Raw genomic sequence first — 24,801 nt, 5'->3', positions numbered from 1 at the left:
ACGCCCATCAGGCATAGAGTGACACTTCGCCTGCCGGACGAGTTTTAAAGCGGCGATGCAGCCAGAGATATTGTTCAGGTGCACGCATGATTTCTTTCTCAATCACCTTATTAATGTAGCAGGCCGCAGCTTGTTCATCATGATAAGGATAATCCTGTAATTCAGGCTGAATCACCAGTTGATAACCCAAAGCATCAGGCTTACGAATCAGCACCGTTGTCATCATCGCGGGTTTTGCCAGACGACTGATGGTGTAGGTACCGCTGGTGGTCGCCGCATTTTTCACCGCAAAGAACGGCGCAAACACGCTGCCTTTAGGGCCGTAATCCTGATCGGGAGCGAACCATACCGCTTCACCACGCTTCAGTGCTTGCACCATGCCACGCAGATCTTTACGGTCGATCATCGCTTTGTTCGAACGTGAACGCCCCCAGGTTTGCACCATTTCCATCGCTTTATTATTGTGCGGACGGTACATCGCCATCATCGGCTGACATAGTCCCATCGCCCTACCGCCCAGTTCCAGTGACATGAAGTGAATACCAATCACCATCACGCCCTGACCTTTTGCGGTAGCATGCTGTAGATGCTCCAACCCTGAAACATCAAACCAGTGGCGCACGCGACGATCGGACCAAAACCAGGCCATGCCCGTTTCGACCAATGCCATTCCAAGCGACGCAAAGTTGCTGTCGATCATAGCTTCCCGCTCGTCATCAGAGATCGTAGGGAAGCACAGCTCAAGATTGCGCCGAGCAATCGACACCCGACGTTTAAGAAAGATACGGGATAAACGACCTGCGCTGCTTCCGATTTTCATCAACAACGGATAAGGAAGTTGGACTAATAAAAACAGCACGCCGAGGCCGAACCAAGTCGTCCAATAGCGTGGATGGAGTAATGCCCTGGTAAATGTTTGCTTAATCTTCATGATACTCATCTTTAAGTGATTAACAGCGTACCGCATAAAGAGTCGTTCTCATCGCGCTACATCTATCATGACACTTATTTATAGGGATCGTTTCAGTTGTGTGGAAAACTTACGTCTGACCGTTATCGCGCATGAGGTTAAAAAGCAGGATAAACATGCTGATAACACCGAGGGGATTTTGCACAGCCGATGAACGGCTGACGGTAGCGATATTATACCCGATTCACGCTCAATAAAGGAGTAGTGGGATAAGAAATATTCGCAATCTGAGGCAACCTGAAGCTAACATAATACCCTGCGCCACTAAACGCGACTGGCTTCCCGACATCAGGTTATAGAAGATAACAAGCCATTGCATAATCAAGGACTTGATGAAATATGTTCTTTCCGCTCCCTTACCGATTCAATATATTAAGTGTTGTCATCGCCAGCATTCCTACGCTCGCATTTTCCACAACATTCTCCGATAGCACTTTCTTTCATAAAGACTGGGAAATCGTCTGCGATAACACGCTAACGTGCCGGGCGGCTGGTTACTCGCCAGAAGAAAAAGGCATGGGAGAAGATACCGAAACTCAAGACGTTTCACTGCTCATAACGCGCCATGCTGGGCAAAATACGCCAATAACGGCTGAGGTTACACTCGCTGAAGTAGACAAAGAGATTTCTAAAGGTACGCGGCTCACACTCGCGATTGATGGTGTGGATAAAGGCGCACTTACCTCGACCGAAGACAATCTCTGGCAGCTCAATGAGACACAAATCCCTGCCGTATTACAGGCGTTGAAAGGGAGCGGGAAAGTGGCTTTTCTGCACGATGGCATGGTTTCCGAACTGTCTGGGGCAGGTGCCTACGCTGTGTTGCTAAAAATGGATGAGAGACAGGGTCGCATTGGCGCAACAGACGCCATCACCAAAAAAGGCAACAAAAGTAGTGAGCTATCCGCCGTAACAGCCCCTGTTATCTATGCGGCAGCAACCCAACAGGAACCCTCACGAAATCTGACGAATGCGGAACAAGCCGCTATCCAGAAAAAGCTGCTTAAGACGCTAAAGGAAGATGACTGCTATGACTTTCCGCCACAGGAAGAAAGAGTAGCAGAACCGATGATGATCACGCCGCTCAATGGCAGCATGTCGCTGCTCAGCACCCTCTGCTGGCGTGCAGCCTACAACGAAGGTTACGCTTACTGGGTCATCGACAACGCCATGCAAACTCAGCCCCAGCTCGTGACCACAATCGGAGTAGGCTACGAAAACGGTGAAATTACCGCCGTACAGAAAGGACGTGGACTCGCGGACTGCATGAGCGATAGTGCCTGGGTCTGGGATGGCAAAACATTCCAGCAAAGCCGAGCATCAATTACAGGCTCATGCCGTATGATCCGTCTCGGCGGCACTTGGGATTTACCCTACTGGACAGCGACTGTGATTAGACCGGGAAAATGAAAGAAATTGGGGCCACTCGCGGGCCTCATATTCAAACATGGGGAAGCTGTTACGAAAGAATAAAAACGCGCTAACATCATCCTGAGCACGCCTGAATTGACTAGACATAATCAGTCAAGAAGTGTTGTTCCATAGGAGTTATCAATAGTGCAAAGCCAGCTTCCATCAGCTTCTTTCCTGAATACGTAGGTCGCTCGCCGAGTTGTTGTGACAATATTCCCCTGATCGTCTGGGTAATAAAACACCGTTTCCATGATAACTAAAGCGTCGCCACCACCTTCTATGACCTGCATATTTCCTTGTTCAACAACAAGTTGATTTTTAAAGTAATCGGCAATAGCGACAAATGCTTTTCTTATATCACCTTTCCCTCTTGCAACCATTCCTGGTTTGATAACAAGTGCAGCATCCTCGGCATAATAATTCATCAAGGCATCAAAATTTCGTGCAGATATTGCTCTATCACAGGCTTCAATGATTTCGCGTATCGGATGTGGCTTCATAAGTATTGACCTCAGTAACGCAGCGCAGAACATTTCATAGTATTTATAATTTATAATTTACCATTTATCATCATTTTTATTACTGCCAAAATCAAAACTACTACTGCTTCCACTGCTTTTACCAAAATCGAATCTACTATCGCTCTTTCCACTATCACTCTTTCCAAAATCAAATGTAGAATCAGATGATGAACGATTATCGCCACTGCTATTTTTATTATAATTACTGTTATTGGAGTTATTATTAGCACTATTAAAAATACTACCTGCAATAATTCCTGAAAGAAAGTCACCGCCATTACTACCTGATCTATGGCGATATATCTTCCTTGGTAGGTTATTACGACGATATTCAGCCTCCATAATTATTTTTTGCTCACTAATCTCTTGTCTTCTCCTATTAGAAGCGCTCTCTTCCAGCTCTCTGTTTATTCGCAAATCCTCCTCAATTAACGCTCTGCGCTGATCCTCCATGTTATCTCGATAATTTTGTTTTTCTTTCTCAAAAACCTCATTATAAAAATAAAATCCAATAACTGCTGACTTCAATTTACCAATCATTTTTTCAGAAATAAAATTATCATCAATTGAATTAATCAAAAATTCATTATTGTCTTTTTGAACTTTAATAAAAGAATGAGAAACGCTTTTTAATGAAACTCTCAACATGGAACTATAGCTCCCTGGTGATTCACTAATGACATTATCGATATTCTTAAGCCTATCACATAAAAACGTTAAGCAAATACTTTCTATTTTCTCAAATAATTCTTTACCTCTATACTCTTCAATATCATTCATATGGAATTTAGCTTTTTCAACAGCCTGTCTTATAAAATTCCGCTCAGTGACTTGAAGGACTGATAACTCTTCTAATTTAGATATTTCCAGTCTAAAACTTTTTTTATTTTTATCCAAAAGTTCTTCCATTATAGAAACAAGATCTTTCTTCCTCTTTTTATATTCAATAATCATCCCTTCGCTATCTAATTCACGTGGCAAATCCAGTTCGATATATGAAATATCTTTAGATAACATATCATCTAGTTGTGTAGCCAAGTCTAATGATTTAATTCTATTTAACTCTTTTTCTTTCGTATCATTAAACTTCTTCTTGTCTTCTCTAGATGAATAATAAGCACAATAACAGAGAACTATGGCGATAAAAATAACAACAAGATACTCAAAAAAACTCGAAGAGTCATCCTCCACTTCTTTTGATGCTGCAATAATATTTTTTAAATTATCATTGTCACTTAATTTATTAATTTCTTTCGCCATTAAAGGTTCTGTTTCTGATGGTGTAATAATCTTATCCTTGTTAAGAATAGGATCATCATCTGGAGTAAATACTTTAAGCTTACCTTCTGAAACATTGACCTTCGTCGTTAACCTATCATGCAGTTCTGTTACATTCCCATAAGAAGTACTAAAAGAATAAGTAGGATCTAACTCCATTGCCTTATTTAAAGAAGCTAATGCTTCTTGTGGTGTCGATTTTCCACTTGGCATTAATCGTTCTTCAATCTGAGATTTCAGATACCAAGACTGAGGTTTATCAGGATGAGCTGCCACTACTTTTTTAATAAGAGCATGAGCTAGTGTCCAATTACCACTACTAACGGCTGCTTTTATTTCACTCGGTTTAGGAACAACCTGATTTTGAGCAGCGATAGCTTTTTGTGGTGAAAAATCAGTGCCACTGATTACCCCTATAAAAAAAATAATACCTATCGAAAAAAAAAGACTTTTAATGATAGAGTAACTGACACTTTTCATAGAACCTCTTATCTTCTATTGAAAAATAAATACAATGGAAGGTATATTTCTATACCCTCGAAGATTATTTTTATTTTATTCTTGTTTTTTATTCATAGCACGTAATGCCGCTAACTCATCTTCAATTGACTCATCAAGGCCATGTCTATCAAGAGAAACCAACTCGTCTTGCTTATCTTTCTCTGCATCAATAAACTCACCACGAGCCTGAGATTTTGCTTCTTTTTTTGCAATATTATCTTCTAAACGATCAAATACTTTAGAAGCGCTATCATAAGAAGCAAAATTACCTACATCAAGTAATTTTGTTGCTTCTTCAGTTGCCGCTGCGACTTTAGAACGCAAGTCAATACTATCTGCCTTTCTTTCCATTTCAGAACGTTTTTTCTGAATGTCATTAAAACGTGAAGTTAATGTAACTACAATATTATCAAATTTAGCTTGCTGGTTTTGAAGCGCTGCCAAATCACTTTCCTGCTGTCTTTTTTCAACAAGAATAGTTCTTGCCAAATCTTCCTTGTCCAACTCAACTGCCTTTGCTGCTCGTTTTTTCGACAAAGCGATTGCAGATTGCTTATCTTCAACTTTCTGTTTGGAAATAATAGCCTGAGATCTGGATTCTACTAACGCCTCTTTGATTTTTTCTTCATTTTCACCGACATCACGAATAAGTTGGCGTGCAGTACGTCCGTCATCAGAAGCCTTATCTACGGAATCATGAAGGAAACCCTTAATTTGTGTCACTACTTTAGATAAAAGACTCATGCAATATCTCTCCTTGTTTAAAATTATTAGTATTAAGCTACCAGACACTTAACAACTCACCGCTAATCCTTTAAATAAATCGCTCTCTTATAATCTATAATATATCTTGTGAAATATAAACCAATTATTATAAATAAACTTTACATTTTCAAAGCTTTGCAACATTTCTAGGTGGATCTACATTCATCCCATTTTTCTAACACTGGCATTAGCCCCACTACCTGAATATCCACAGTGGTCGATGTAAATGAACAGGAAAACATCTTCCTGAAAGGTACTGGCTTGGCGCCGCTGCTCTCAAAACCAGTAAGCGGCATGTGTATAGTTTCCTATCTGAGTAGGGGGAGAATGTGTATAGGATTTAGAGTGTCACCATGCCCTATACATAACTATATACATTGAGATACTGATTTAGATAGACGAGTGCTTTCCCTGAACGACTGAAAAGTAGTGCTAAGTCTTGTGGTTACTGGATTTAATAAACATGGATGGACGTTGTAGGAAGAGAGCCTGGAGCGAGTGAAGGGAATCGAACCCTCGTATGCAGCTTGGGAAGCTGCCGTTCTACCATTGAACTACACTCGCACGGAGAGGCGAGTGGCATTATAGCGCTATGCCGTTGCCGAGCAAGTAAAAAACCCGACAAAGTGCTGTTGTTTTGACCGGTCATGCAGCAGTTGATAGCGGTAGGAACAACGTCTCATAGCCATTGGAAATGACGTGCCAGGCAAAGTAGGCAAATAACAGCGCAGAGATCAGGCTGCAGTAAAATGAAATGCGTTCTTTCAGCAACCGCTGACCATACTTCACCAGCGCCGCGAGTAAGAACGTCCACAGTACACCGCCGAAGAAAAAGCCCAGCAGAAACAGGCTGATCATGAAAGCAGAGCCATCCGTAGACTGCGCAATAATGGTGCCGCCAATCGCCGCAAACCACAGTAGCGCAGTCGGCGAAGCCAGTGCCATGCCGACGCCACTGAAAAACTCGGTGTACCGAGCAGGTGGCGTGGTGGAATCCACCGCATTCGCTGTCGTAGACAGATCGGCAAAGCGTTTAACCTGATAGTCACGCCATGCCGCACGCGCCATGCTGATCGTCATCCAGATCAGAATCAGTCCGCCGCCAATCCATAGCACCCAGCGCACCGGTGTCAGGTTAAACACCACTGCCAACCCCAGTACCGACAACGTCGCATAAAACAGATCGCCGAAACAGGAGCCCAGCCCGATATAAAAGGCAGAACGCGCGCCGTGCCGTAGCCCACGGTTAATAATCGCGGTATTGACCATCCCCAGATCGAGACACAACGACAAGGATAGCAGCATCCCCGTGAAGGCAACTAACAGCATGATATTCCCTTAGAGCGTTAAGCAATAAGGCGAGTGTAGAACCCAAGGGGAACGCTGTATTGTCAAAAATTGATACGGCGGAACTGTCCCGGTGTCATCGCGTTATAGCGATTGAAGGCTTTCGTGAAATGCGCCTGATCGGCAAACCCAACATCGCCTGCGACCTGACTGATCGCTGTGCCCTGCCGCAACAGCTCTCGTGCTTTACACATACGCCGCTGCATCAGCCACGCCAGCGGTGGCAGACCAACCGCCTGATTAAACGAACGTACCAGATGCGCAACCGACAGATTTTCCTGCTGCGCTAGCTGGTCAAGCGTGGGGATATCGCTGAGATCGTTCAGCAACCCGTTTTTGATCCGCGTGATCCGCTCAGCCTCTTTGACTTGGCTTTGGGACGGCATTTTATGCTGGCCTTCCATCAATCCTGCCAGTAGCAGGATAATGCGCTCCTGACGGACGCTGTCGTCCAAATCAGAGGTGACGAGCTGTTTTAGCTCAGACGCCAGTTGCGCCGACGGATTCCAGCCCTGTGAGAATAGAAACGTTTGATGGAAATAATGCTCGAATGCCCGCGGGTGAACGTACAGCGATGCGCACTGCCAGCGGTCAAATGCATTGTCGCTGCCCTGTAGCTGATTGGGATTGTAGGTCGTCACCATATCGTTGGTGGCAACAAAGGTCTCTCCATCCAACCAGACCGTTTCCAATCCGCTGAGATTGGCACTGATGACGAACTCGTCGTGCGTATGCCGTGGAAAACTGCGGCCGTTAGTTAACAGCGCAAGCTCAAACCAGGCATCGCGGTAAGTCATCATGAGGGCGTTCCGGCAGTGAATGAATGCTTGAAAATAGCATCTTCCCCCGTCGGGCAACAATCACAGAATGACGACAAGAGTGCAGAGATAAAACGAGAGGTAGTACTATCGAGGTGAGTGCGAGATACACGGGGCTACCACGGTGCGAGGTATCCCTACGGGAACCTCATCCCCGTGTTTCCCCTAAAATTTGACGTAGCCGATAACGTCAAACCGGTGCAATTGCACCGGTTTGGAAGGCTCAGCTAAAACGAGCTTACTTCTGCGGACGCATCGCCGGGAACAGGATTACGTCGCGGATGGTGTGGCTGTTAGTGAACAACATCACCATACGGTCGATACCAATACCCAGGCCCGCTGTCGGCGGCAGACCGTGCTCCAACGCCGTCACGTAGTCTTCGTCGTAGAACATCGCTTCGTCATCGCCCGCATCTTTAGCATTGACCTGCTGAGCAAAACGCTCTGCTTGATCTTCGGCATCATTCAGCTCGGAGAAACCGTTGCCAATTTCACGACCGCCGATGAAGAACTCAAAGCGATCGGTGATTTCCGAGTTCTGATCGTTACGACGCGCCAGCGGCGACACTTCAGCCGGATATTCGGTGATGAAGGTTGGTTGGATCAGGCTGCTTTCTGCTGTCTCTTCGAAGATCTCGGTAACGATGCGTCCCAAGCCCCAGCTTTTCTCGATCTTGATGCCCAGAGACAGTGCGATCGCGGTCGCTTTCTCCAGATCGTCCAGATCGGCAACGTTGGTTTCAGGACGGTATTTACAGATCGCTTCGCGCATCGTCAGCTTATCAAACGGCTTACCGAAGTCGAATGTCTGATCGCCGTACACCACCGTCGTCGAGCCCAGCACGTCCTGCGTCAGCGTACGGAACAGGTTTTCCGTCAACACAATCAGGTCTTTATAATCGGCATACGCCATATAAAGTTCCATCATGGTGAATTCAGGGTTGTGACGTGGGGAAACACCTTCGTTACGGAAGTTACGGTTAATCTCGAACACACGCTCAAAACCACCTACAACCAGACGCTTCAGATACAGTTCCGGTGCAATACGCAGGTACATGTCAATGTCCAGCGCGTTATGGTGCGTGATAAACGGACGAGCAGACGCGCCGCCGGGGATCACCTGCATCATCGGCGTTTCCACTTCCATAAAGCCGTTATCCACCATGAAGCGGCGAATGGCCGCCATCACGTTAGAACGGATGCGGAAGGTATTACGAGAGTCGTCGTTAGCGATCAGATCCAGATAGCGCTGACGATAGCGGGTTTCCTGATCGGCCAGACCGTGGAATTTATCCGGCAGCGGGCGCAGCGCTTTGGTCAGCAGACGCAGCTCGGTACAGTGAATGGACAGCTCGCCCGTTTTGGTTTTGAACAGCTTGCCGCGCGCACCCAGGATATCGCCCAGATCCCATTTCTTGAACTGCTCGTTATAGATGCCTTCCGCCAGATCGTCGCGGGAAACATACAGCTGAATGCGGCCACCGACGTCCTGCAAGGTTACGAAAGAGGCTTTACCCATGATGCGACGGGTCATCATACGGCCCGCAACGGTCACTTCGATACCCAGTTCTTCCAGCTCTTCGTTCTCTTTGGCATCGAACTCAGCGTGCAAGTGATCGGAGATGCTGTCACGGCGGAAATCATTCGGGAATGCGATCCCGTTTTCACGCAGCGTCACCAGCTTTTCACGACGCGCTTTTAATTCATTATTCAGATCTTGCGCCTGATCGGCACCCTGTGATTGTGATTCAGCCATGCGAATTCTTATAACCCCGCTTTTAAACTTGCTTCAATAAATTTGTCCAGATCGCCATCAAGTACGGCCTGAGTGTTACGTGTTTCCACTCCGGTACGTAAGTCTTTGATGCGCGAATCATCCAGAACATAGGAACGAATCTGACTGCCCCAGCCGATATCAGACTTGTTGTCTTCCATCACCTGTTTCTCAGCATTTTTCTTTTGCATCTCAAACTCGTACAGCTTGGCTTTCAGCTGTTTCATCGCCTGATCTTTGTTTTTATGCTGGGAACGGTCATTCTGACACTGCGTGACAATGTTGGTCGGAAGGTGGGTAATACGCACCGCGGATTCTGTCCGGTTAACGTGCTGACCACCCGCACCGGATGCGCGGTAAACGTCAATACGCAGATCGGCCGGATTGATTTCGATATCGATATCGTCATCCACTTCCGGGTAGACAAACGCGGAGCTGAATGAGGTGTGGCGGCGACCGCCGGAATCGAACGGGCTCTTACGAACTAGACGGTGTACACCGGTTTCCGTACGCAGCCAGCCAAACGCATAGTCACCGATGATCTTGATGGTGGCAGATTTCGTACCCGCCACGTCACCGTCTGACTCTTCAATAATTTCGGTTTTAAATCCTTTGGCTTCCGCCCAACGCAGGTACATACGTACCAGCATGCTGGCCCAGTCCTGCGCTTCCGTACCGCCAGATCCCGCCTGAATATCCAGATAGCAATCCGCGCTGTCGTACTCACCAGAGAACATGCGACGGAATTCGAGCTGGCCTAATTTATTCTCCAGCACGTCCAGTTCTGCCGAGGTTTCATTAAAAGTGTCTTCGTCATCTTCTTCCACCGCGAGCTCAAGCAAACCGGTCACATCTTCCAGACCCTGAGCCAGTTGATCGATGGTGTCTACGATAGCTTCCAGCGAGGAGCGTTCTTTTCCTAATGCCTGAGCACGTTCAGGCTCATTCCAGACATCAGGCTGCTCCAGTTCGGCGTTTACTTCTTCGAGGCGCTCTTTCTTGGCATCATAGTCAAAGATACCCCCGAAGAACGGCGCTACGTTCAGCCAGATCCTGAATGCGGTTTTTTACCGGATTAATTTCAAACATGATTTTTTATATTCTTACGTTAAGTCGTTGACAACGGAATGATGTAACCCGCCATTCTAGCGGATAAAAGGCGCATTTTATAGACTTTCCGCCCACCCTATTCGGTTCGCAAAGTTAACGCGGCCACAGATGTTGAATCAACAACTGCACCGAGCGTTTACCACGAAACTCGTTAATATCCAGCCGGTACACCATTTCCACTTCTTTAATGCTCGGATCCGGCCAAACGGTCGTATCGACATTAAATGCGATGCCATCTAACAGCGGCACTGGTCCTGTTGCACCGATCGGCTCAAACATTGCTTTCAAATGGCGCTCTTTGAGTAGACGAGGCTTGATAATACGGAAGCACCCATCGAACGTCGGTTCCGGGAATTCCTGCCCCCACGGACCAGCGTACCGCAGCATTTCTGCCGTTGAGAGCAAATTCAGTTCTGGCAAAGCCAGTTCGCCATCAGACCAAACGACGCCTTCAAGCTGAGACGGATCGATCCACTCACCAACCAGTTCGCCGAAGCGCTGGCGGAAATCCTCAAACCGATCTTCATGCAGCGATAACCCTGCTGCCATCGCATGTCCGCCAAACTTGTCCATCATGCCGGGATACAGCGTATCCAGCCGCTCCAACGCATCACGTAGGTGCAGACCAGAAATAGAACGTCCCGATCCTTTCAGCATGCCGTCACCGGCAGGCGCAAAGGCAATCACCGGACGATGAAAGCGTTCTTTGATGCGCGAAGCCAGAATACCGACGACGCCCTGATGCCACTCAGGATGATACATCGCCAGACCGTAAGGCAACTCGGTGCGGGTACGTTCCAGTGATTCGCACAGGCGCAAGGCTTCTACCTGCATTCCTTGTTCGATCTCTCGCCGATCCTGATTTAACGCATCTAAATCGTTAGCCAACATGCGCGCCTGAGTAATGTCGTTACTCAATAACAGTTCGACCCCGACCGTCATATCATCCAGCCGTCCGGCTGCATTGAGCCGTGGCCCGATGGCAAAACCTAAATCGCTGGCGACCAGTTGGCTGGCATCGCGGTTAGCCACCTCAAGCAGTGCTCGAATGCCCGGCCGACACTCTCCGGCACGAATGCGATTCAGCCCTTGCGCCACCAGAATCCGGTTGTTGGCATCCAGCGGTACGACATCCGCCACCGTGCCCAGCGCCACCAGATCCAGTAATTCGGTGAGATTCGGTTTCGCCAGCCCTTGTTGCGTAAACCAGTCGCTATCGCGCAGGCGCACAAAAAGCGCCATCATCAGGTAAAACGCGACGCCCACGCCAGCCAGCGCTTTGGAAGGAAACTGACAGTCAGGCAGATTGGGGTTAATCATGGCATCGGCGTCAGGCAAGATTTCGCCCGGCAGGTGGTGATCGGTCACTAGCACCGCGATACCACGCCGATGCGCATCCTCGACGCCCGCATGAGAAGATATCCCGTTATCAACGGTAACAATCACCTCAGCCCCCAGCGTGGCAGCCTGCGCCACCACTGCTGGGCTTAGCCCGTAGCCATCTTCAAAACGATTCGGTACCAGATATTTTACGTTCTCGCCACCCATGCTGCGCAGCGCCAGTACGGCAAGCGTGGTGCTGGTGGCACCATCGGCATCAAAGTCGCCCACAATCACGATGCAACGCTTCTCGGCTAGCGCCAGTTGCAACAGGTCGATCGCTTTATCAATGCCGCTTAACAAACGGTAATTGAGTAAACCATTCAGGCCACGTTCTAGCTCCTGAGCCCCTTTAACGCCACGCTGCGCATAAAGGCGACGCAGTAAGGGTGGAACGGTGTCAGGTAAATCAATATCCTCCGCCAGCGGACGCCGGCGGAGTTGGGTAATCATATTCACGTAGCATCAACCGCCAGTTTTCTTCGAGGCTTTGTGTGCTTCCAACATCGCCAGCATCTCTTTCGGCCCTTGATATCCCGGCACAACCATGCCGTCTTGCAGCACGATAGCAGGGGTCCCCTGCACACCAAACTGGATGCCCAGTTGGTAATGCGCGGCGATATCGGTTTTGCACGTTGCCGGCGAGATAGCTTCGCTCTTCATCGCGTTATCAAACGCTTTATTGCGATCGGCCACGCACCAGATGGACTGCATATCTTTCGCTGCCGGGGATTTCATTCCCTGACGCGGGAAAGCCAGATAGCGCACAGTGATACCCAGCGCGTTGTAGTCCTTCATCTGTTCATGCAGTTTGTGGCAATAGCCGCAGGTGATGTCGGTGAAAACGGTAATCACATGTTTTTCCTGCGCGGCTTTATAAACAATCATCTGTTCCTGTAGCGCATTCAGCTTGCCGATCAGGATTTGATTGGTGATATTGACCGGCATCGTGCCGCTCACATCATAAAGCGGGCCTTGCAGCAAATGCTTGCCGTCTTCACTGATGTACAGCACGCCACTCTCGGTAATGACAGTTTTCATGCCAGCCATCGGCGAAGGCAGTATTTCCGCACCTTGCATGTCCAGACGCGTCAACGTCTGCTTGATTGCGGCATCATCGGCGTGAGCAAAATTAGTCGCCGTCGCCACCAGCAAAGAAAGCAGTAATAACCCTTTTTTCATTTCATCAATCCTGTTTGTGTCGCAACGTCATGGTGAATACGTCGCTCGTAGCAATGCGCTAAGGTGGTTGGCGAGAGGCCCCGCCAGTCAGATAACATCCTGTTACTCTGTCTATTTACTCTATGCTATGCACGCGGATGGTGCTGCTGATGCAGTTGCTTCAGCCGCTCCGTCGCAACATGGGTATAAATCTGCGTCGTGGAAAGATCGCTATGCCCAAGGAGCATCTGTACGACCCGTAAATCCGCGCCGTGGTTCAATAAATGGGTAGCAAACGCGTGACGCAAAACGTGCGGCGAGAGCTTGGCGCTGTCGATGGACGCCAGCACCGCATAATGCTTGATCCGATGCCAGAACGTCTGGCGCGTCATTTGCCGTGCGCGATTGCTGGGAAACAGGACATCCAACGTCTGCCCGTTTAACAACCACGGGCGGCCATGTTCCAGATAATACTCGATCCAATACACCGCTTCTTCACCCAGCGGCACCAGCCGTTCTTTATTACCTTTCCCCAGCACGCGAACCACGCCTTGCCGCAGGCTGACATCACTCATCGTCAAACCAACCAGTTCGGAAACGCGTAGCCCCGTCGCATACAATACCTCAAGCATGGCCTTATCGCGTAATTCCAGCGGTTGTTCAATGCTCGGGGCATCAAGTAACGCACTAACCTGCGCTTCGCTCAAATCTTTGGGTAGACGCTGCGGCAGTTTCGGAGACGACAGCACGGCACTCGGATCGTCGCTACGCTGCTTTTCTCGATAAAGGTACTGAAAGAAGCGACGCATCGCACTCAGCAAACGGGCAGAACTCGTCGCTTTATAGCCTCCATCGATCCTATCGGCGAGGAACGCCTGAAGGTCGAGCGCCTGCGCATGAAGCAAATCATTGTCATGGTGTGCAAGCCACTCAGCCAACGAACGCAGATCCAAGCGATAAGACGCCAGCGTATTCTCGGCCAGATTTCTTTCCAGCCACAGCGCATCGAGAAACTGTTCGATAAGCGTCTGATCGTGTTCTTGCATCGCCGTGTCCTTCTTCACTTATTGGCAATATTATGCCGATGAAGCGACTACTTTACACCTTCATCAAGGCTGTATTCTCTCACAAACAGAATTGTGTGCGATCTCACATATTCCGTGAACATCAACATCGCCATAACATTCTCCGGCAAAAATAAGGCCGTGGCACATTATATTTCATGTATCGTCAATATATCGGAACAGGCATCTTGATGCCGCATGTCTACTGGTATTGACCTTACTTAATCAACGTTGAAAAGCCGATTTTTCTATGCGTAGAATGGCTGTTCGTGTTGTTAAAATAAAGAAACATTATGCAAGCCACCATCACCCCCACTCTTGATGCCGAAACGGAAGCACCACCCGTAAATTCACGCAATAAAGTGATTGTTGCGTCACTCATTGGCACCGCGATCGAATTTTTCGATTTTTATATCTACGCTACCGCTGCAGTGCTGATTTTCCCGCACATTTTCTTCCCACAGGGCGATCCGACTGCCGCTACGCTACAGTCGTTGGCAACTTTTGCCATTGCCTTTGTGGCTCGCCCTATTGGTTCGGCGGTCTTCGGTCACTTTGGCGATCGCGTCGGACGTAAAGTCACGCTGGTCGCGTCTCTGTTGACCATGGGTGTTTCGACCGTTCTGATTGGACTGTTACCGACCTACGAAACCATCGGTATTCTTGCACCGATCCTGTTGGCCATCGCTCGTTTCGGTCAGGGATTGGGTCTTGGCGGGGAATGGGGTGGCGCGGCGCTGCTGGCGACCGAAAATGCCCCGTCCAATAAACGTGCGCTGTATGGGTCGTTCCCTCAGCTTGGCGCACCGATTGGCTTCTTCTTCGCTAACGGCACCTTCCTGCTGTTGTCCTGGCTGCTGACGGAAGAACAGTTCATGGCCTGGGGCTGGCGCGTACCGTTCGTCGCGTCTGCCGTGCTGGTGCTGGTTGGCCTGTATGTCCGCATATCTCTGCATGAAGCACCGGTCTTTACCAAAGCGGTCAAAGCCGGTAAGCAGGTGCGTATGCCGCTAGGAACGCTGCTCAGCAAACATATGAAAGTCACGATCCTCGGCACCTTCATTATGTTGGCGACTTACACGTTGTTCTACATCATGACCGTTTACTCCATGACGTACGGCACAACGCCAGCACCTAGGGGGCTGGGTTTCTCGCGTAATAGCTTCTTGCTGATGCTGATGGTCGCGGTAATCGGCTTTGGTCTGATGGTACCGGTCGCGGGCTATCTGGCAGATGCCTTTGGCCGCCGCAAGACCATGATTACCGTTACCTGTATCATGCTGGTCTTCTCCATGCTGTTCCCTTATATGCTCGGTTCAGGCAATCAGGCGCTGGTAATGGGCTTTCTGGTGCTGGGTCTGAGTATAATGGGGCTGACGTTCGGCCCGATGGGTGCTTTGCTGCCGGAGCTGTTCCCGACGGAAGTACGTTACACTGGCGCGTCATTCTCCTATAACGTCTCGTCGATTCTGGGCGCATCAGTTGCACCCTATATCGCCGCGTGGCTGACGGCTAACTATGGTCTGTTCTACGTCGGCGTTTATCTGGCGGCTATGGCGTCACTGACGCTGATTGCACTGCTGCTAACCAAAGAAACGCGTCACCAGTCTCTGGGATAATTTCCCTTCTGTGAGGGCTACGGCCCTCACAGCACCTTTCCTGTTTCACCCCGGCACCAACCTGTTACCACCTCAAATCATCACCTCTTGTTATTATCACTTTGATACATTTCGCATTTACCACGCTAATTAAGTGAGGTATACCAACAACCCTGTCGATGTAACAATCAAATTCGGTGGCGTATGTCTGTCGATACTGAATGTCAGTCGTTCCGGTTTCTACGAGGCCCAGAAGCGTGCCAAGGCGCCTGTTCAGCACAGTTGCCCTGTGGTTGTACAACTCAAGGCATCGTTGAACGTTTTTTCCTGAGTTTAAAAATGGAGCCTGTCTGGAGGCGCGATTACGCCAATCATGCCGAGGCTATAAGAGACATCACGGAATACATCGTTGGGTATTATAACAACGAACGGCTTCACTCAAAGCTGAGCTCTCTACCACCGACCATATACGAACGGACGATGGCATCAGAACCACCTATAGCAGTGTCCTGAATTAATTGACCAGCGCGCGCGCCTTCTGATAGCGTGAAGCCCTATCAAGGTGATCCGGGAGCACGGCAATGAAACACATACACTTGGCAGGTGCGTTGCTCGCTCTTTCTTGCTTCAGCATAGACGTCCATGCCGAAGGAAACTGCCCGCCAGGTTCCTACCCGATTGGTGGGGGCGCGACAGCAGGATGTGCTCCTATTCCCGGTAACGGCAGCGGACAACAGCAAGCGCCCAGTGCTCCCGAGCCTGTGTGGGAGGATCGATGGGGCGCAATTGCATTCGATGGACCCAAATTCATATTGGGTGCATCCGCTGAGTTCCCAAGTGAGCAAGCCGCAAAGTCGGCTGCGCTGAATCACTGCAAAGTCAAAGGTGGTGACAACTGCCAGATCGAGATTTCCTATGTAAACGGCTGCACCGCTTTTACGATCGGCGAACGGAACTATTACCGCGGGGCCATGGCCACACTTCACCAAGCGGTTGCCGATGGCTTGAAAAAGTGTAATGAAACAGACAAGAAATGCGAGACTTACTACAGCGCTTGCAGTCCTCCAGTCCGTATCCGTTAGCTTAAAACTCTCAATGAAGACCTATACCGCCTCCAATGCCGCCACGGCGTCGATGAAGATCGGGCTGGGCATGAAGATATTTCCAGTGCCAGACGCGCGTGTGCAGCATTTTTCTACTATCTATGTCAATGACTTCGGCTCAATCGCAGAATGGGTGAAGCGCCCCACTTACTTTCTTGGCACCATGAAGCTTCTCTATCAATTGCCACCAATTAACCCACCAGCGCAAACGCGCACCGCCCAAGCGTGTCACAGGAGAAATCGTCATGAAGCACCGTTATGCCATAGCCCTCTTCATTCTTTCAACCCTCACTCTCCCTGTGTTTGGGAAGTCCATGGAAAAGATCGACATCAAGCTCAACCCGCATCCCAAGATGCGCTACGAAATCACGCTGACCATTGAGGACGCCCCGGGGCCGTTCGATGCCGTGAAGGGATCTGCTGGCTATGAAGTAGCGAACGGCGATTGCGTGCCGCTCACGCCTTTCAGCGGGGCAACATTGACTCCCAGGAAGAATGTACCGATGGCATTGACCCGTGTGAGCGACAAGGTCTACAAGGGCGAGCTCTACGTCGATCTGTTGACGGATGAGGACTATTTCGGGCGGGGCCTCTGCCGCTGGTCCATGCCTTTCGCTAACTTCGCTCTGCAAATTGGAAACCTGACGTTCGCTCAGTCCATCTCCCTTGAAGACATTCTGGCAAGTAAGTCAGACACACGGTATTTCAACAAACTGTCTTACGTTAGCGAAGATGCCAGGTCGCCAAAAAGCGACCACCCGCGTGGCAGCAGTGGCAACGCAAGCCGGGCCGAATTCAAAGATCCGACGAACACCTTCTCGATATCGCTCTCTGCCAAGGAGAAATTCCAATGACGAGCAAGTCCATGGATTACCCGCTGCGGGCACAGGATTCGTGAGCTCAACAAGGAAGTTGTCCTGGGTGGTGTGACGTGTAAAACTGTCAACCATGCCGACAACCCCGGAACGGCGAATTCCAAGGTGATCCATGTGCACACCGTGCACCCGAGCAAACACTTTCTTTCAACACTTTCCTACATCGAGGTTGGAATCGCATGAAAACAGCAACCGGAATTTTTACCCTCAGCCTCGCACTCGTTATGTATGCGTCGGGCGCACAGGCGAATGAGAGCACCGCTCAGGTCATCAAACGTCAAGCGCCAGCAGGCATTACCGATGTGTTCTATAGCTGCGTTGAAAATGCGGGATCAGAAAACATCGCACTTGCTGCATGTCAATCTGCGGAGAAAAAACGACAAGACGCACGATTGAACGCTGCTTATAAAGCGCTGCTCAGCAAACAGAGTGGCACGGCCAAGGACAATCTGATCCGCGCCGAGCGCGCCTGGCTCGATTTCCACAGCGCCAGCAAGACCTTTGAGTCGTCACTCTATGGCAGCGAAACGGTGAGCAGCTTTGAAGTCATGCAGAGAGAAATTTTTCGTCTCTGCGAACGCACCAATGTTTTGGAGGAATATTTGTCGATCGCAAACGATCAGTAGCCGCAACTTGCTGTTCAATGGAGCAGACCATAGCCAATCAAAATGACAACGCCGCCAGCATCACCGACATTGATACTCACGATGTCGGTGATGCTGGCGACACATGTTTCGTTGTGGGTCGCGGCACCGAGGGAGGTTCCGCCTCTTTTCACTTGTCCATCGCAGAGAGGCGTTCCTCCCCCTGAAATCATCCCCTAAATACGCTTCTTCCCTCCACCATTGAAGCCAATCGCTCTGCACCGCGTGCTTCACCAGCGATTGTAAAAGACCTCAATATCATCGAATATGGCAGCCATTACCTGTTTTCTGCTGCACATGAGTTATGGACTTGTCGCCTTTAGGCAATCACGTTACAGCGCAGAGACTGAATCAACGCATTGATTGTAGAAAATAATTAAATCATGGACTTATAGATAGTATGAAAATCGGTCTGTTTTACGGCTCAAGCACCTGTTACACCGAGATGGCAGCGGAAAAAATTCGCGACATGTTGGGCGAAGAACTGGTGGATCTGCACAACGTTAAGGATGTCGAACCTCAACGTATGGAAGACTACAGTACGCTGATTCTCGGCATCCCGACCTGGGATTTCGGTGAGATTCAGGAAGACTGGGAGAACATCTGGGGCCAATTGGCGACGCTGAACCTCAAAGGAAAAGTGGTCGCGCTTTACGGTATGGGCGACCAACTTGGCTATAGCGAATGGTTCCTTGATGCGCTGGGCATGCTGCATGAACAACTGCTGCCGTTAGGTGTCACATTCATTGGGTATTGGCCAATCGATGGCTACGAGTTCACCAGTCCAAAACCGCTGACCACTGACGGAAAACATTTTGTCGGGCTGGCGCTGGACGAAGTGAATCAATACGATCTCAGCGATGAACGGCTGGAACAGTGGTGCGAACAGATTCTGCAAGAGATGGCGTCACTGCTGTAAACGGTACGCGTCAACAGGAGTAAACACGATGAAGATATTACTCATAACGGTCGCAGGATTATTGCTCGCTGGCTGTGCGCAAACAGGCACAGAGAAATACGCCAAAAATCTGGGCGGGAAATGCGATGTGCCGCAATATTACGATATCGATTTCTCAAGATTTGATGAGACAGCGCAGCAAATCGCGCATGCGACGGGCTGCGGCATCACCACCGACACCTCGCTGACTGGCGCGATTAAGCCACATCCCGTCAAAGGCTATCTGACAAGGCGGGAAGCGGTGTTTATGGCGATTCAAGGCACATCGTTGAAGGTGACCAAACAGGAAGCGGATACGGTTAGCGTGGAGTAAAGGACCACCTCCAGAGAGGTGGTTTGCTGACAACAAAACGTTCACGGATACCTTTGCGACAACTATCCGTGAAGGTTAATGTCCGCGAAGATTGGTATCCGTAAAGGTTGAAGTCGCTTAGCGCTTTTGTAACCAGCGGGCCCGTGCGGCGGTATCCAGAAAACTCCACGCGACAAAGCGGCTTTGCTTCTGGCCTTGCGCCATATCTATCGTTCTGACCTTTTCCGCATCAACCGCTTCCAGCGCACGGTAAATCTCCGGAAGGTGCTCTTTGCGCGACACGAGCGACGTAAACCACAGGCATTGACGGCCGAAGCTGACGCTATCTTTGATCATCTGACCGATGAAGGCTAACTCGCCGCCTTCACACCATAGCTCGTCCTGCTGGCCGCCAAAATTCAGCGGTGAGCGTTTATCCAGCCCCAAATTATGCAACTTGCGTTGCGATCCCTCACGGGCATCCTCAGCAGAGGCATGGAACGGTGGATTACACATGACGGCATCAAACGAGTCATTCTTGTGAATAATGCCTGCCAGTATCGCTTTGCTGTTTTTCTGACGGCGCAGACGAATCGAACGGTTCAAGCCGGAGTTCGCCTCAATCGTCTCATTGGCCGCTTTCATCGCCAGCGGATTAACCTCGCTGCCGGTAAAACGCCAACCGTACTCACGATGTCCAATCAGCGGGTAAACGCAGTTAGCACCGCAGCCGACATCCAGCACGGATGCATCACGCGGCACCACCGAGCGGTTATCTTCCGCCAGTAAATCGGCAAGGTGGTGGACATAGTCGGCGCGACCGGGGATCGGTGGGCACAGAAAGCCGTCTGGAATCGTCCAGTGCTCAATCTGATAAAAATGCTGCAACAACGCCTGATTCAGCGTTTTCACCGCCTCGGGATTGGCAAAGTCCACTGACTCATCACCGTAGGCATTCACCTTTACAAACGGGATCAGCGCAGGATAGCTCTGTTTGAGCGCGGGAAAATCATAACGGTCGCGATGGCGATTGCGAGGATGCAGACCACTTTTTTGCACTGCGGGCTTAGTCATCAATTATACCCAATAAATTTCAAGGCACGGCCAGACGGTGGCCGAATAAGAACATTTTCCCGTATATACCCGTCATACTTCAAGCTGCTTGTGCGTTGTTCAAAACGCCAACGTTTTGTCACGCCACTCGAATTATTTAGGGTATAGAACAGAGGAAAGAGAAAGGAAAGCCAACATTTCCCTGACGGGAACAGCCGATATCCTATCCTCACGAAGCGGCGTAAGATACCTGCTGCGATTATTTCCGTAAATCACCGTGGTGATTTTTCTACACACAGGCCGCGATACACCGCGTAAAAACGCGCCGTTATCGCGCCCAGTGTTTCTGCTGCAAAAGAAGCTGACGCAGATGGCGCCACTCATCATCGCCCATACTGTCCGATGCCAGCCACAGCTGTTGTCTTTCTTTATCGTTGATAGATTGCAATGCCAACAACACGCCATTTTTCAAAAGCCACGGTCGTTTGACGATCTGCCATTCCTGCTGCCGCCAGTTCAGGGTCGTTTCGCTAAGCAAAACGATTTCCCCCTGTCGGGATTTGATATTCCTTTGGCTACGGATAAAACCGAACATCACCATCGTGACTAAGCATAGCCATAGCCATGCGTAACCGTCCGGCCACGGTGCCAGCAGAATGAGCAATACGAGTAGGCCATGCACAACCAATGACAGCAGTTGCATGCGCCAGGAAACACGAAGGTCACATTGCCACTGGGCCACGGTCTTTATTTCGCGTCTGAATAAGGGAAATCATACGTTTCAACTCTCCGTCCTTCGGTTCACCGTGGTTCATCAGCCAGTTGAATAAATCGGGATCGTCGCTTTGTAACAGGCGTACAAACGCGCGCTTATCACTGTCATTAAGTGTGTCATAGTCATGCTCAAAAAACGGCATGATCGCGATATCCAGTTCACGCATACCACGGCGGCATGCCCAATGAATGCGTGATTTATTATCGATTTCCATATTTCATGTCCACCTTGTTATCGCTACTTGCCGTTAGTGTACTCCGATTCCGGTAGCGGGCATCAACTAATAGTAACATTTTGACATAGTTTACCCACGTGTACTGCGCCAAGTGCGCTCATCAGTATCAGGATGTGCTATGCCACAACGCTGCGTGAATAACCACTTGCAAACCCTGAGCGCTCTTTTACCATTAGGCCATTCGGGTATCGCCCTTAGCGCAGGATTGTACTATATGGTTAACCAACATACGGCTCATCAACTTCCTTTTGCCTCACAGCTCCCATTTGCGTCCACCCAACTGGCCGCCACGCTCATCTCACTGGATGACTGGGCACTGGCCACGCTGGTCGGGCCGGATACCGTCAAATATCTTCAGGGACAGGTCACCGCAGATGTCGGGGCGCTGCCTGACGATGGGCACATCCTTTGCGCCCACTGCGACGCGAAAGGGAAAATGTGGAGCAACCTGCGTCTGTTCCATCACGGCGAAGGTTTTGCTTTCATTGAGCGTCGTAACCTACGCGACGTCCAGCTTAGCGAACTGAAAAAATACGCCGTTTTCTCGAAAACGACCATCGCGCCAGACGATAACACTATCCTGCTGGGCGCCGCGGGTGCAGGTATCCGCGATCTATTGGCCTCTGTATTTAGCCAACTTCCAGACGCTGAGCACCCTGTCGTTCAGCATGAAGGCGCCACCTTACTGCATTTCGCCCATCCTGCAGAACGTTTCCTGCTGGTGCTGTCTCCTGAACACAGTGCTTCGCTGCTTGAACAGCTCGGCGATAAAGTCAGCCTGAATGACAGCCGCCAGTGGCTGACGCTAGATATTGAAGCAGGTCAACCCATCATTGACAGCGCAAACAGTGCGCAGTTCATCCCGCAAGCGACTAATTTACAGGCATTAAATGGGATTAGCTTCAGCAAAGGGTGCTATACCGGTCAGGAAATGGTCGCTAGGGCAAAATATCGCGGAGCAAACAAGCGGGCGCTCTACTGGCTGGCGGGTAAGGCAAATAAGGTGCCTCAGGCAGGGGACGATCTCGAATTGCAGCTCGGCGAGAACTGGCGTCGTACGGGTACGGTGCTGGCAGCCAGCCAATTGCAGAACGGTGACGTGTGGGTGCAGGCAGTGCTGAATAACGATCTGAACGCAGAGAATACCCTGCGTGTACGTGACGATGCCGACAGCCAACTCACCGTTCAGCCTCTGCCGTATGAAATAACGGATTAATCCGACGAGTAAGCCACATCATGAAGATGGCAAATCTCTTCTCAGAACGATAACAGTGATAATGGGATAGAAGAGTAAAGCGTCCGCGACAGCCCTGAAAGGGTGAATCTCAGGGATGAGATTCATATCCGCGCGGCTCGAGCGTACAGGGATGTATTCACAGCGTCTTTACGATCTACCCATTATCACTGCACGCCATACGCTATCGGCAAGCACACAAAGATTAAATATAAAGATAAATCGCCAGAAAGTGGCAGACGCTGCCGCCCAAAACAAATCCGTGCCAAATCGCATGATTGTAGGGAATACGCTTGCTGGCGTAGAAAATCACCCCCAGTGTATACACCACGCCACCTACCGCCAGCAGTGTCACACTCCCCGCCGACAGCTTCATCACCATCTGATAAATCACCACCAGCGACAGCCAGCCCATGACCAGATAGGTAATCAACGACAGCACTTCAAAACGGTGGGCAAACGCCAGCTTGAAGATCACGCCCAACAGCGCCATGCTCCAGATGACAACCATCAAGCCATGCGCCAGCGGTGAATCCAGCCCGATCAGCAAAAATGGCGTATAGGTTCCGGCAATCAATAGATAAATAGCGCAGTGGTCGAATTTTTTCAGCCACGGTTTGATACGCGGCGAGGGAATCGCGTGGTACAGCGTCGACGCTAAAAACAGCAGGATAATGCTGCCGCCATAGAGGCTATAGCTGGTAATCGCCACGCTACCAGCATCATTGTTGACCGCCTGCACCAGCAGTAAAACCAGGCCAACAATACCGAAAATCACACCGATTCCATGGCTTATGCTATTCGCAATTTCCTCTGCCAGCGAGTAGTCCGACATCTGTGCATTTTTTGACATCAATAGGTTCCGCAGTATTAACAGTACACATTCAACAACGTCGTACGCTGACGTCATCCGCCTTACCTTTCCCGCTCTGGTACAGAGCGAAGCAGGCGTAGGTGTTTAACCTTTGAGCAGATTAACTGAGAATAGTTTCAGTGTACACGTGTAAGCTAAAATAATTATTACCGCCTTACTTTTGGCTTTCTCACCCACTTAACGTGCAATCATGCATGTCAATCTCGGACAACATCCCCTAGAATGTTCGACTTCGATATCTTCCTGTTTTTTGAAGGGCTCTGTCGTTCTTACCGGTTATTCGCGTTAACGGTTATCCGGTTCTGATGCTCACAGCGCCTTGCTGTAGTTACCACTACATACCGTTTCACTGCATGACTTTTACTGCATCGTTTTCACTGCAAGAGGTAAGCCTTTCATGTCATCTTCCCCATCTACTCTGAATTTCGGTTCCATGACCGATGTTTTCGGCTTTCTGATAGAAATCGATAAATTGAAAAGCGTACAGCGCCGCACCAAGATTATCGGCAGCGAACGTCACGAAGATTCTGCCGAACACAGCTGGCATTTTGCCGTCGCCGCGATGGCGCTGGCTCCTTACGCAGGTGAAGGCGTGGATATTCAGCGCGTGATCCAAATGGCGCTGATTCACGATATCGTCGAAATCGATGCGGGCGATGTGATCGTGTACGATCTTTCCGCTCGTCTGGCGATTCACGATCAGGAAGTCGCTGCCGCTGCCCGCATTTTCGGCCTACTGCCGGAACCACAGCGTCAGCAATTCCAGGATCTATGGGAAGAATACGAAGCCAATGAAACCCCCAGCGCCCAGTTCGCTCTGGTACTCGATCGCGTTATGCCGATGCTGATGAACTTGTACAACGGCGGGCAAAGCTGGGTAGAAAACGGCATCCGTCTGGAACAGGTTCTCGACCGCGCCGAGTTCATCGCCACTATCAACCCGGAACTGTGGCAATACATGAAGCAGCATCTGGAAGACGCCAAAGCCAAAGGGTGGTTGCTATAATTCGGTTTTCCCGATAGACGCCCGTCGCCGGGCATTCACGTCAGGAGAGGGT

The 24,801-nt window shown here is 49.7% G+C and carries 26 protein-coding genes and 1 tRNA gene; 10 read left to right on the top strand and 17 right to left on the bottom strand.

The window, feature by feature from the left end; translation table 11 throughout:
* Nucleotides 1–7: 7 nt before the first annotated feature.
* Entirely contained in the window at nucleotides 8–931 is a 924-nt protein-coding gene (gene lpxP / locus GZ59_RS03320) for a kdo(2)-lipid IV(A) palmitoleoyltransferase (protein WP_039290049.1), read from the bottom strand.
* Nucleotides 932–1,309: 378 nt separating this feature from the next.
* On the opposite strand from lpxP, the gene GZ59_RS03315 reads away from it, so the two are divergent.
* Nucleotides 1,310–2,380, top strand: a complete 1,071-nt coding sequence (locus GZ59_RS03315; RefSeq protein WP_039290047.1) for a DUF1176 domain-containing protein — start codon at nucleotides 1,310–1,312, stop codon at nucleotides 2,378–2,380.
* A gap of 110 nt (nucleotides 2,381–2,490) precedes the next feature.
* Here GZ59_RS03315 and GZ59_RS03310 read toward each other — a convergent pair whose 3' ends face one another.
* From GZ59_RS03310 to xerD, 11 genes are all read right to left on the bottom strand, one after another.
* On the bottom strand, nucleotides 2,491–2,883 hold the full coding sequence (locus tag GZ59_RS03310; RefSeq protein WP_039290043.1) for a YybH family protein: 393 nt from the start codon (nucleotides 2,881–2,883) through the stop codon (nucleotides 2,491–2,493).
* A gap of 57 nt (nucleotides 2,884–2,940) precedes the next feature.
* Complete coding sequence (locus GZ59_RS03305) at nucleotides 2,941–4,662, bottom strand: tetratricopeptide repeat protein (RefSeq protein ID WP_039290040.1); 1,722 nt, start codon at nucleotides 4,660–4,662, stop codon at nucleotides 2,941–2,943.
* 75 nt (nucleotides 4,663–4,737) lie between these two features.
* Nucleotides 4,738–5,427 (bottom strand): PspA/IM30 family protein, encoded by a 690-nt coding sequence (locus GZ59_RS03300; RefSeq protein ID WP_011092384.1) that lies wholly within the window; start codon nucleotides 5,425–5,427, stop codon nucleotides 4,738–4,740.
* A gap of 511 nt (nucleotides 5,428–5,938) precedes the next feature.
* A tRNA-Gly gene (locus GZ59_RS03295) sits at nucleotides 5,939–6,012 on the bottom strand.
* 81 nt (nucleotides 6,013–6,093) lie between these two features.
* Entirely contained in the window at nucleotides 6,094–6,777 is a 684-nt protein-coding gene (locus GZ59_RS03290) for a LysE family translocator (protein ID WP_039290037.1), read from the bottom strand.
* 62 nt (nucleotides 6,778–6,839) lie between these two features.
* Complete coding sequence (locus GZ59_RS03285) at nucleotides 6,840–7,595, bottom strand: AraC family transcriptional regulator (RefSeq protein ID WP_039290034.1); 756 nt, start codon at nucleotides 7,593–7,595, stop codon at nucleotides 6,840–6,842.
* Nucleotides 7,596–7,851: 256 nt separating this feature from the next.
* Nucleotides 7,852–9,369: a lysine--tRNA ligase gene (gene lysS, locus GZ59_RS03280; protein WP_011092381.1), complete on the bottom strand. Its 1,518-nt coding sequence runs from the start codon at nucleotides 9,367–9,369 to the stop codon at nucleotides 7,852–7,854.
* Nucleotides 9,370–9,377: 8 nt separating this feature from the next.
* Nucleotides 9,378–10,476 (bottom strand): peptide chain release factor 2 gene (gene prfB / locus GZ59_RS03275; protein ID WP_011092380.1). Its coding sequence is split into 2 segments (ribosomal slippage): nucleotides 9,378–10,400 and nucleotides 10,402–10,476, totalling 1,098 coding nucleotides; the frame shifts between segments, so codons are not numbered across the junction.
* A gap of 114 nt (nucleotides 10,477–10,590) precedes the next feature.
* Entirely contained in the window at nucleotides 10,591–12,336 is a 1,746-nt protein-coding gene (gene recJ, locus GZ59_RS03270) for a single-stranded-DNA-specific exonuclease RecJ (protein WP_011092379.1), read from the bottom strand.
* 6 nt (nucleotides 12,337–12,342) lie between these two features.
* Nucleotides 12,343–13,059 carry a bifunctional protein-disulfide isomerase/oxidoreductase DsbC gene (dsbC, locus tag GZ59_RS03265; protein WP_039290025.1) on the bottom strand — a complete coding sequence of 239 codons (717 nt, stop codon included), beginning with the start codon at nucleotides 13,057–13,059 and terminating at the stop codon, nucleotides 12,343–12,345.
* Nucleotides 13,060–13,184: 125 nt separating this feature from the next.
* Nucleotides 13,185–14,084 carry a site-specific tyrosine recombinase XerD gene (gene xerD / locus GZ59_RS03260; protein ID WP_011092377.1) on the bottom strand — a complete coding sequence of 300 codons (900 nt, stop codon included), beginning with the start codon at nucleotides 14,082–14,084 and terminating at the stop codon, nucleotides 13,185–13,187.
* A gap of 311 nt (nucleotides 14,085–14,395) precedes the next feature.
* On the opposite strand from xerD, the gene GZ59_RS03255 reads away from it, so the two are divergent.
* From GZ59_RS03255 to GZ59_RS03240, 5 genes are all read left to right on the top strand, one after another.
* Nucleotides 14,396–15,721, top strand: a complete 1,326-nt coding sequence (locus tag GZ59_RS03255; protein ID WP_011092376.1) for an MFS transporter — start codon at nucleotides 14,396–14,398, stop codon at nucleotides 15,719–15,721.
* A gap of 183 nt (nucleotides 15,722–15,904) precedes the next feature.
* Nucleotides 15,905–16,213, top strand: coding sequence for an integrase core domain-containing protein (locus GZ59_RS23705; protein WP_169743489.1), 309 nt, complete (start codon nucleotides 15,905–15,907; stop codon nucleotides 16,211–16,213).
* Nucleotides 16,214–16,281: 68 nt separating this feature from the next.
* Complete coding sequence (locus GZ59_RS03250) at nucleotides 16,282–16,782, top strand: DUF4189 domain-containing protein (RefSeq protein ID WP_011092374.1); 501 nt, start codon at nucleotides 16,282–16,284, stop codon at nucleotides 16,780–16,782.
* Between the two features lie 266 nt (nucleotides 16,783–17,048).
* Nucleotides 17,049–17,657 carry a hypothetical protein gene (locus GZ59_RS22390; RefSeq protein ID WP_011092373.1) on the top strand — a complete coding sequence of 203 codons (609 nt, stop codon included), beginning with the start codon at nucleotides 17,049–17,051 and terminating at the stop codon, nucleotides 17,655–17,657.
* Nucleotides 17,658–17,857: 200 nt separating this feature from the next.
* A complete protein-coding gene (locus tag GZ59_RS03240) occupies nucleotides 17,858–18,304 on the top strand; it encodes a lysozyme inhibitor LprI family protein (protein WP_011092372.1) in 447 nt (148 codons plus the stop codon).
* A gap of 14 nt (nucleotides 18,305–18,318) precedes the next feature.
* Here GZ59_RS03240 and GZ59_RS23640 read toward each other — a convergent pair whose 3' ends face one another.
* Nucleotides 18,319–18,456, bottom strand: coding sequence for a hypothetical protein (locus GZ59_RS23640; RefSeq protein ID WP_155242714.1), 138 nt, complete (start codon nucleotides 18,454–18,456; stop codon nucleotides 18,319–18,321).
* 266 nt (nucleotides 18,457–18,722) lie between these two features.
* Between GZ59_RS23640 and fldB the strand changes: the two genes are divergently transcribed.
* Nucleotides 18,723–19,241 (top strand): flavodoxin FldB, encoded by a 519-nt coding sequence (gene fldB / locus GZ59_RS03235; protein WP_011092370.1) that lies wholly within the window; start codon nucleotides 18,723–18,725, stop codon nucleotides 19,239–19,241.
* Between the two features lie 28 nt (nucleotides 19,242–19,269).
* On the top strand, nucleotides 19,270–19,593 hold the full coding sequence (locus tag GZ59_RS03230; RefSeq protein WP_011092369.1) for a hypothetical protein: 324 nt from the start codon (nucleotides 19,270–19,272) through the stop codon (nucleotides 19,591–19,593).
* Nucleotides 19,594–19,710: 117 nt separating this feature from the next.
* On the opposite strand, the gene rlmF is transcribed toward GZ59_RS03230, so the two are convergent.
* From rlmF to sdhE, 3 genes are all read right to left on the bottom strand, one after another.
* Nucleotides 19,711–20,646 carry a 23S rRNA (adenine(1618)-N(6))-methyltransferase RlmF gene (rlmF, locus tag GZ59_RS03225; RefSeq protein ID WP_011092368.1) on the bottom strand — a complete coding sequence of 312 codons (936 nt, stop codon included), beginning with the start codon at nucleotides 20,644–20,646 and terminating at the stop codon, nucleotides 19,711–19,713.
* Nucleotides 20,647–20,953: 307 nt separating this feature from the next.
* Nucleotides 20,954–21,367, bottom strand: coding sequence for a protein YgfX (locus tag GZ59_RS03220; RefSeq protein WP_011092367.1), 414 nt, complete (start codon nucleotides 21,365–21,367; stop codon nucleotides 20,954–20,956).
* Nucleotides 21,348–21,614, bottom strand: a complete 267-nt coding sequence (gene sdhE / locus GZ59_RS03215) for an FAD assembly factor SdhE (RefSeq protein ID WP_011092366.1) — start codon at nucleotides 21,612–21,614, stop codon at nucleotides 21,348–21,350. The genes GZ59_RS03220 and sdhE overlap by 20 nt, the downstream gene beginning before the upstream one ends.
* 235 nt (nucleotides 21,615–21,849) lie before the next feature.
* Here sdhE and ygfZ point away from each other — a divergent pair, with 235 nt between their 5' ends.
* A complete protein-coding gene (gene ygfZ / locus GZ59_RS03210; protein WP_039290019.1) occupies nucleotides 21,850–22,851 on the top strand; it encodes a tRNA-modifying protein YgfZ in 1,002 nt (333 codons plus the stop codon).
* A gap of 223 nt (nucleotides 22,852–23,074) precedes the next feature.
* Here ygfZ and trhA read toward each other — a convergent pair whose 3' ends face one another.
* A complete protein-coding gene (gene trhA, locus GZ59_RS03205; RefSeq protein WP_011092364.1) occupies nucleotides 23,075–23,722 on the bottom strand; it encodes a PAQR family membrane homeostasis protein TrhA in 648 nt (215 codons plus the stop codon).
* A 418-nt stretch (nucleotides 23,723–24,140) separates the two neighbouring features.
* Here trhA and GZ59_RS03200 point away from each other — a divergent pair, with 418 nt between their 5' ends.
* Nucleotides 24,141–24,749 carry an HD domain-containing protein gene (locus GZ59_RS03200; protein WP_011092363.1) on the top strand — a complete coding sequence of 203 codons (609 nt, stop codon included), beginning with the start codon at nucleotides 24,141–24,143 and terminating at the stop codon, nucleotides 24,747–24,749.
* Nucleotides 24,750–24,801 lie beyond the last annotated feature (52 nt).

The organism is Pectobacterium atrosepticum, from assembly GCF_000740965.1.
In the GTDB taxonomy this organism is placed as follows: Bacteria; Pseudomonadota; Gammaproteobacteria; order Enterobacterales; family Enterobacteriaceae; genus Pectobacterium; species Pectobacterium atrosepticum.
The sequence above is the reverse complement of the archived record's forward strand: the minus strand, read 5'-3'. Positions and strand labels throughout refer to the sequence as shown.

Excerpts from the sequence above, each read along its gene's own strand:
- lpxP (WP_039290049.1), bottom strand. The coding sequence starts at position 931 with ATGAAGATTAAGCAAACATTTACCAGGGCATTACTCCATCCACGCTAT.
- GZ59_RS03315 (WP_039290047.1), top strand. The coding sequence starts at position 1,310 with ATGTTCTTTCCGCTCCCTTACCGATTCAATATATTAAGTGTTGTCATC.
- GZ59_RS03310 (WP_039290043.1), bottom strand. The coding sequence starts at position 2,883 with ATGAAGCCACATCCGATACGCGAAATCATTGAAGCCTGTGATAGAGCA.
- GZ59_RS03305 (WP_039290040.1), bottom strand. The coding sequence starts at position 4,662 with ATGAAAAGTGTCAGTTACTCTATCATTAAAAGTCTTTTTTTTTCGATA.
- GZ59_RS03300 (WP_011092384.1), bottom strand. The coding sequence starts at position 5,427 with ATGAGTCTTTTATCTAAAGTAGTGACACAAATTAAGGGTTTCCTTCAT.
- GZ59_RS03290 (WP_039290037.1), bottom strand. The coding sequence starts at position 6,777 with ATGCTGTTAGTTGCCTTCACGGGGATGCTGCTATCCTTGTCGTTGTGT.
- GZ59_RS03285 (WP_039290034.1), bottom strand. The coding sequence starts at position 7,595 with ATGATGACTTACCGCGATGCCTGGTTTGAGCTTGCGCTGTTAACTAAC.
- lysS (WP_011092381.1), bottom strand. The coding sequence starts at position 9,369 with ATGGCTGAATCACAATCACAGGGTGCCGATCAGGCGCAAGATCTGAAT.
- dsbC (WP_039290025.1), bottom strand. The coding sequence starts at position 13,059 with ATGAAAAAAGGGTTATTACTGCTTTCTTTGCTGGTGGCGACGGCGACT.
- xerD (WP_011092377.1), bottom strand. The coding sequence starts at position 14,084 with ATGCAAGAACACGATCAGACGCTTATCGAACAGTTTCTCGATGCGCTG.
- GZ59_RS03255 (WP_011092376.1), top strand. The coding sequence starts at position 14,396 with ATGCAAGCCACCATCACCCCCACTCTTGATGCCGAAACGGAAGCACCA.
- GZ59_RS23705 (WP_169743489.1), top strand. The coding sequence starts at position 15,905 with ATGTCTGTCGATACTGAATGTCAGTCGTTCCGGTTTCTACGAGGCCCA.
- GZ59_RS03250 (WP_011092374.1), top strand. The coding sequence starts at position 16,282 with ATGAAACACATACACTTGGCAGGTGCGTTGCTCGCTCTTTCTTGCTTC.
- GZ59_RS22390 (WP_011092373.1), top strand. The coding sequence starts at position 17,049 with ATGAAGCACCGTTATGCCATAGCCCTCTTCATTCTTTCAACCCTCACT.
- GZ59_RS03240 (WP_011092372.1), top strand. The coding sequence starts at position 17,858 with ATGAAAACAGCAACCGGAATTTTTACCCTCAGCCTCGCACTCGTTATG.
- fldB (WP_011092370.1), top strand. The coding sequence starts at position 18,723 with ATGAAAATCGGTCTGTTTTACGGCTCAAGCACCTGTTACACCGAGATG.
- GZ59_RS03230 (WP_011092369.1), top strand. The coding sequence starts at position 19,270 with ATGAAGATATTACTCATAACGGTCGCAGGATTATTGCTCGCTGGCTGT.
- rlmF (WP_011092368.1), bottom strand. The coding sequence starts at position 20,646 with ATGACTAAGCCCGCAGTGCAAAAAAGTGGTCTGCATCCTCGCAATCGC.
- sdhE (WP_011092366.1), bottom strand. The coding sequence starts at position 21,614 with ATGGAAATCGATAATAAATCACGCATTCATTGGGCATGCCGCCGTGGT.
- ygfZ (WP_039290019.1), top strand. The coding sequence starts at position 21,850 with ATGGTTAACCAACATACGGCTCATCAACTTCCTTTTGCCTCACAGCTC.
- trhA (WP_011092364.1), bottom strand. The coding sequence starts at position 23,722 with ATGTCAAAAAATGCACAGATGTCGGACTACTCGCTGGCAGAGGAAATT.
- GZ59_RS03200 (WP_011092363.1), top strand. The coding sequence starts at position 24,141 with ATGTCATCTTCCCCATCTACTCTGAATTTCGGTTCCATGACCGATGTT.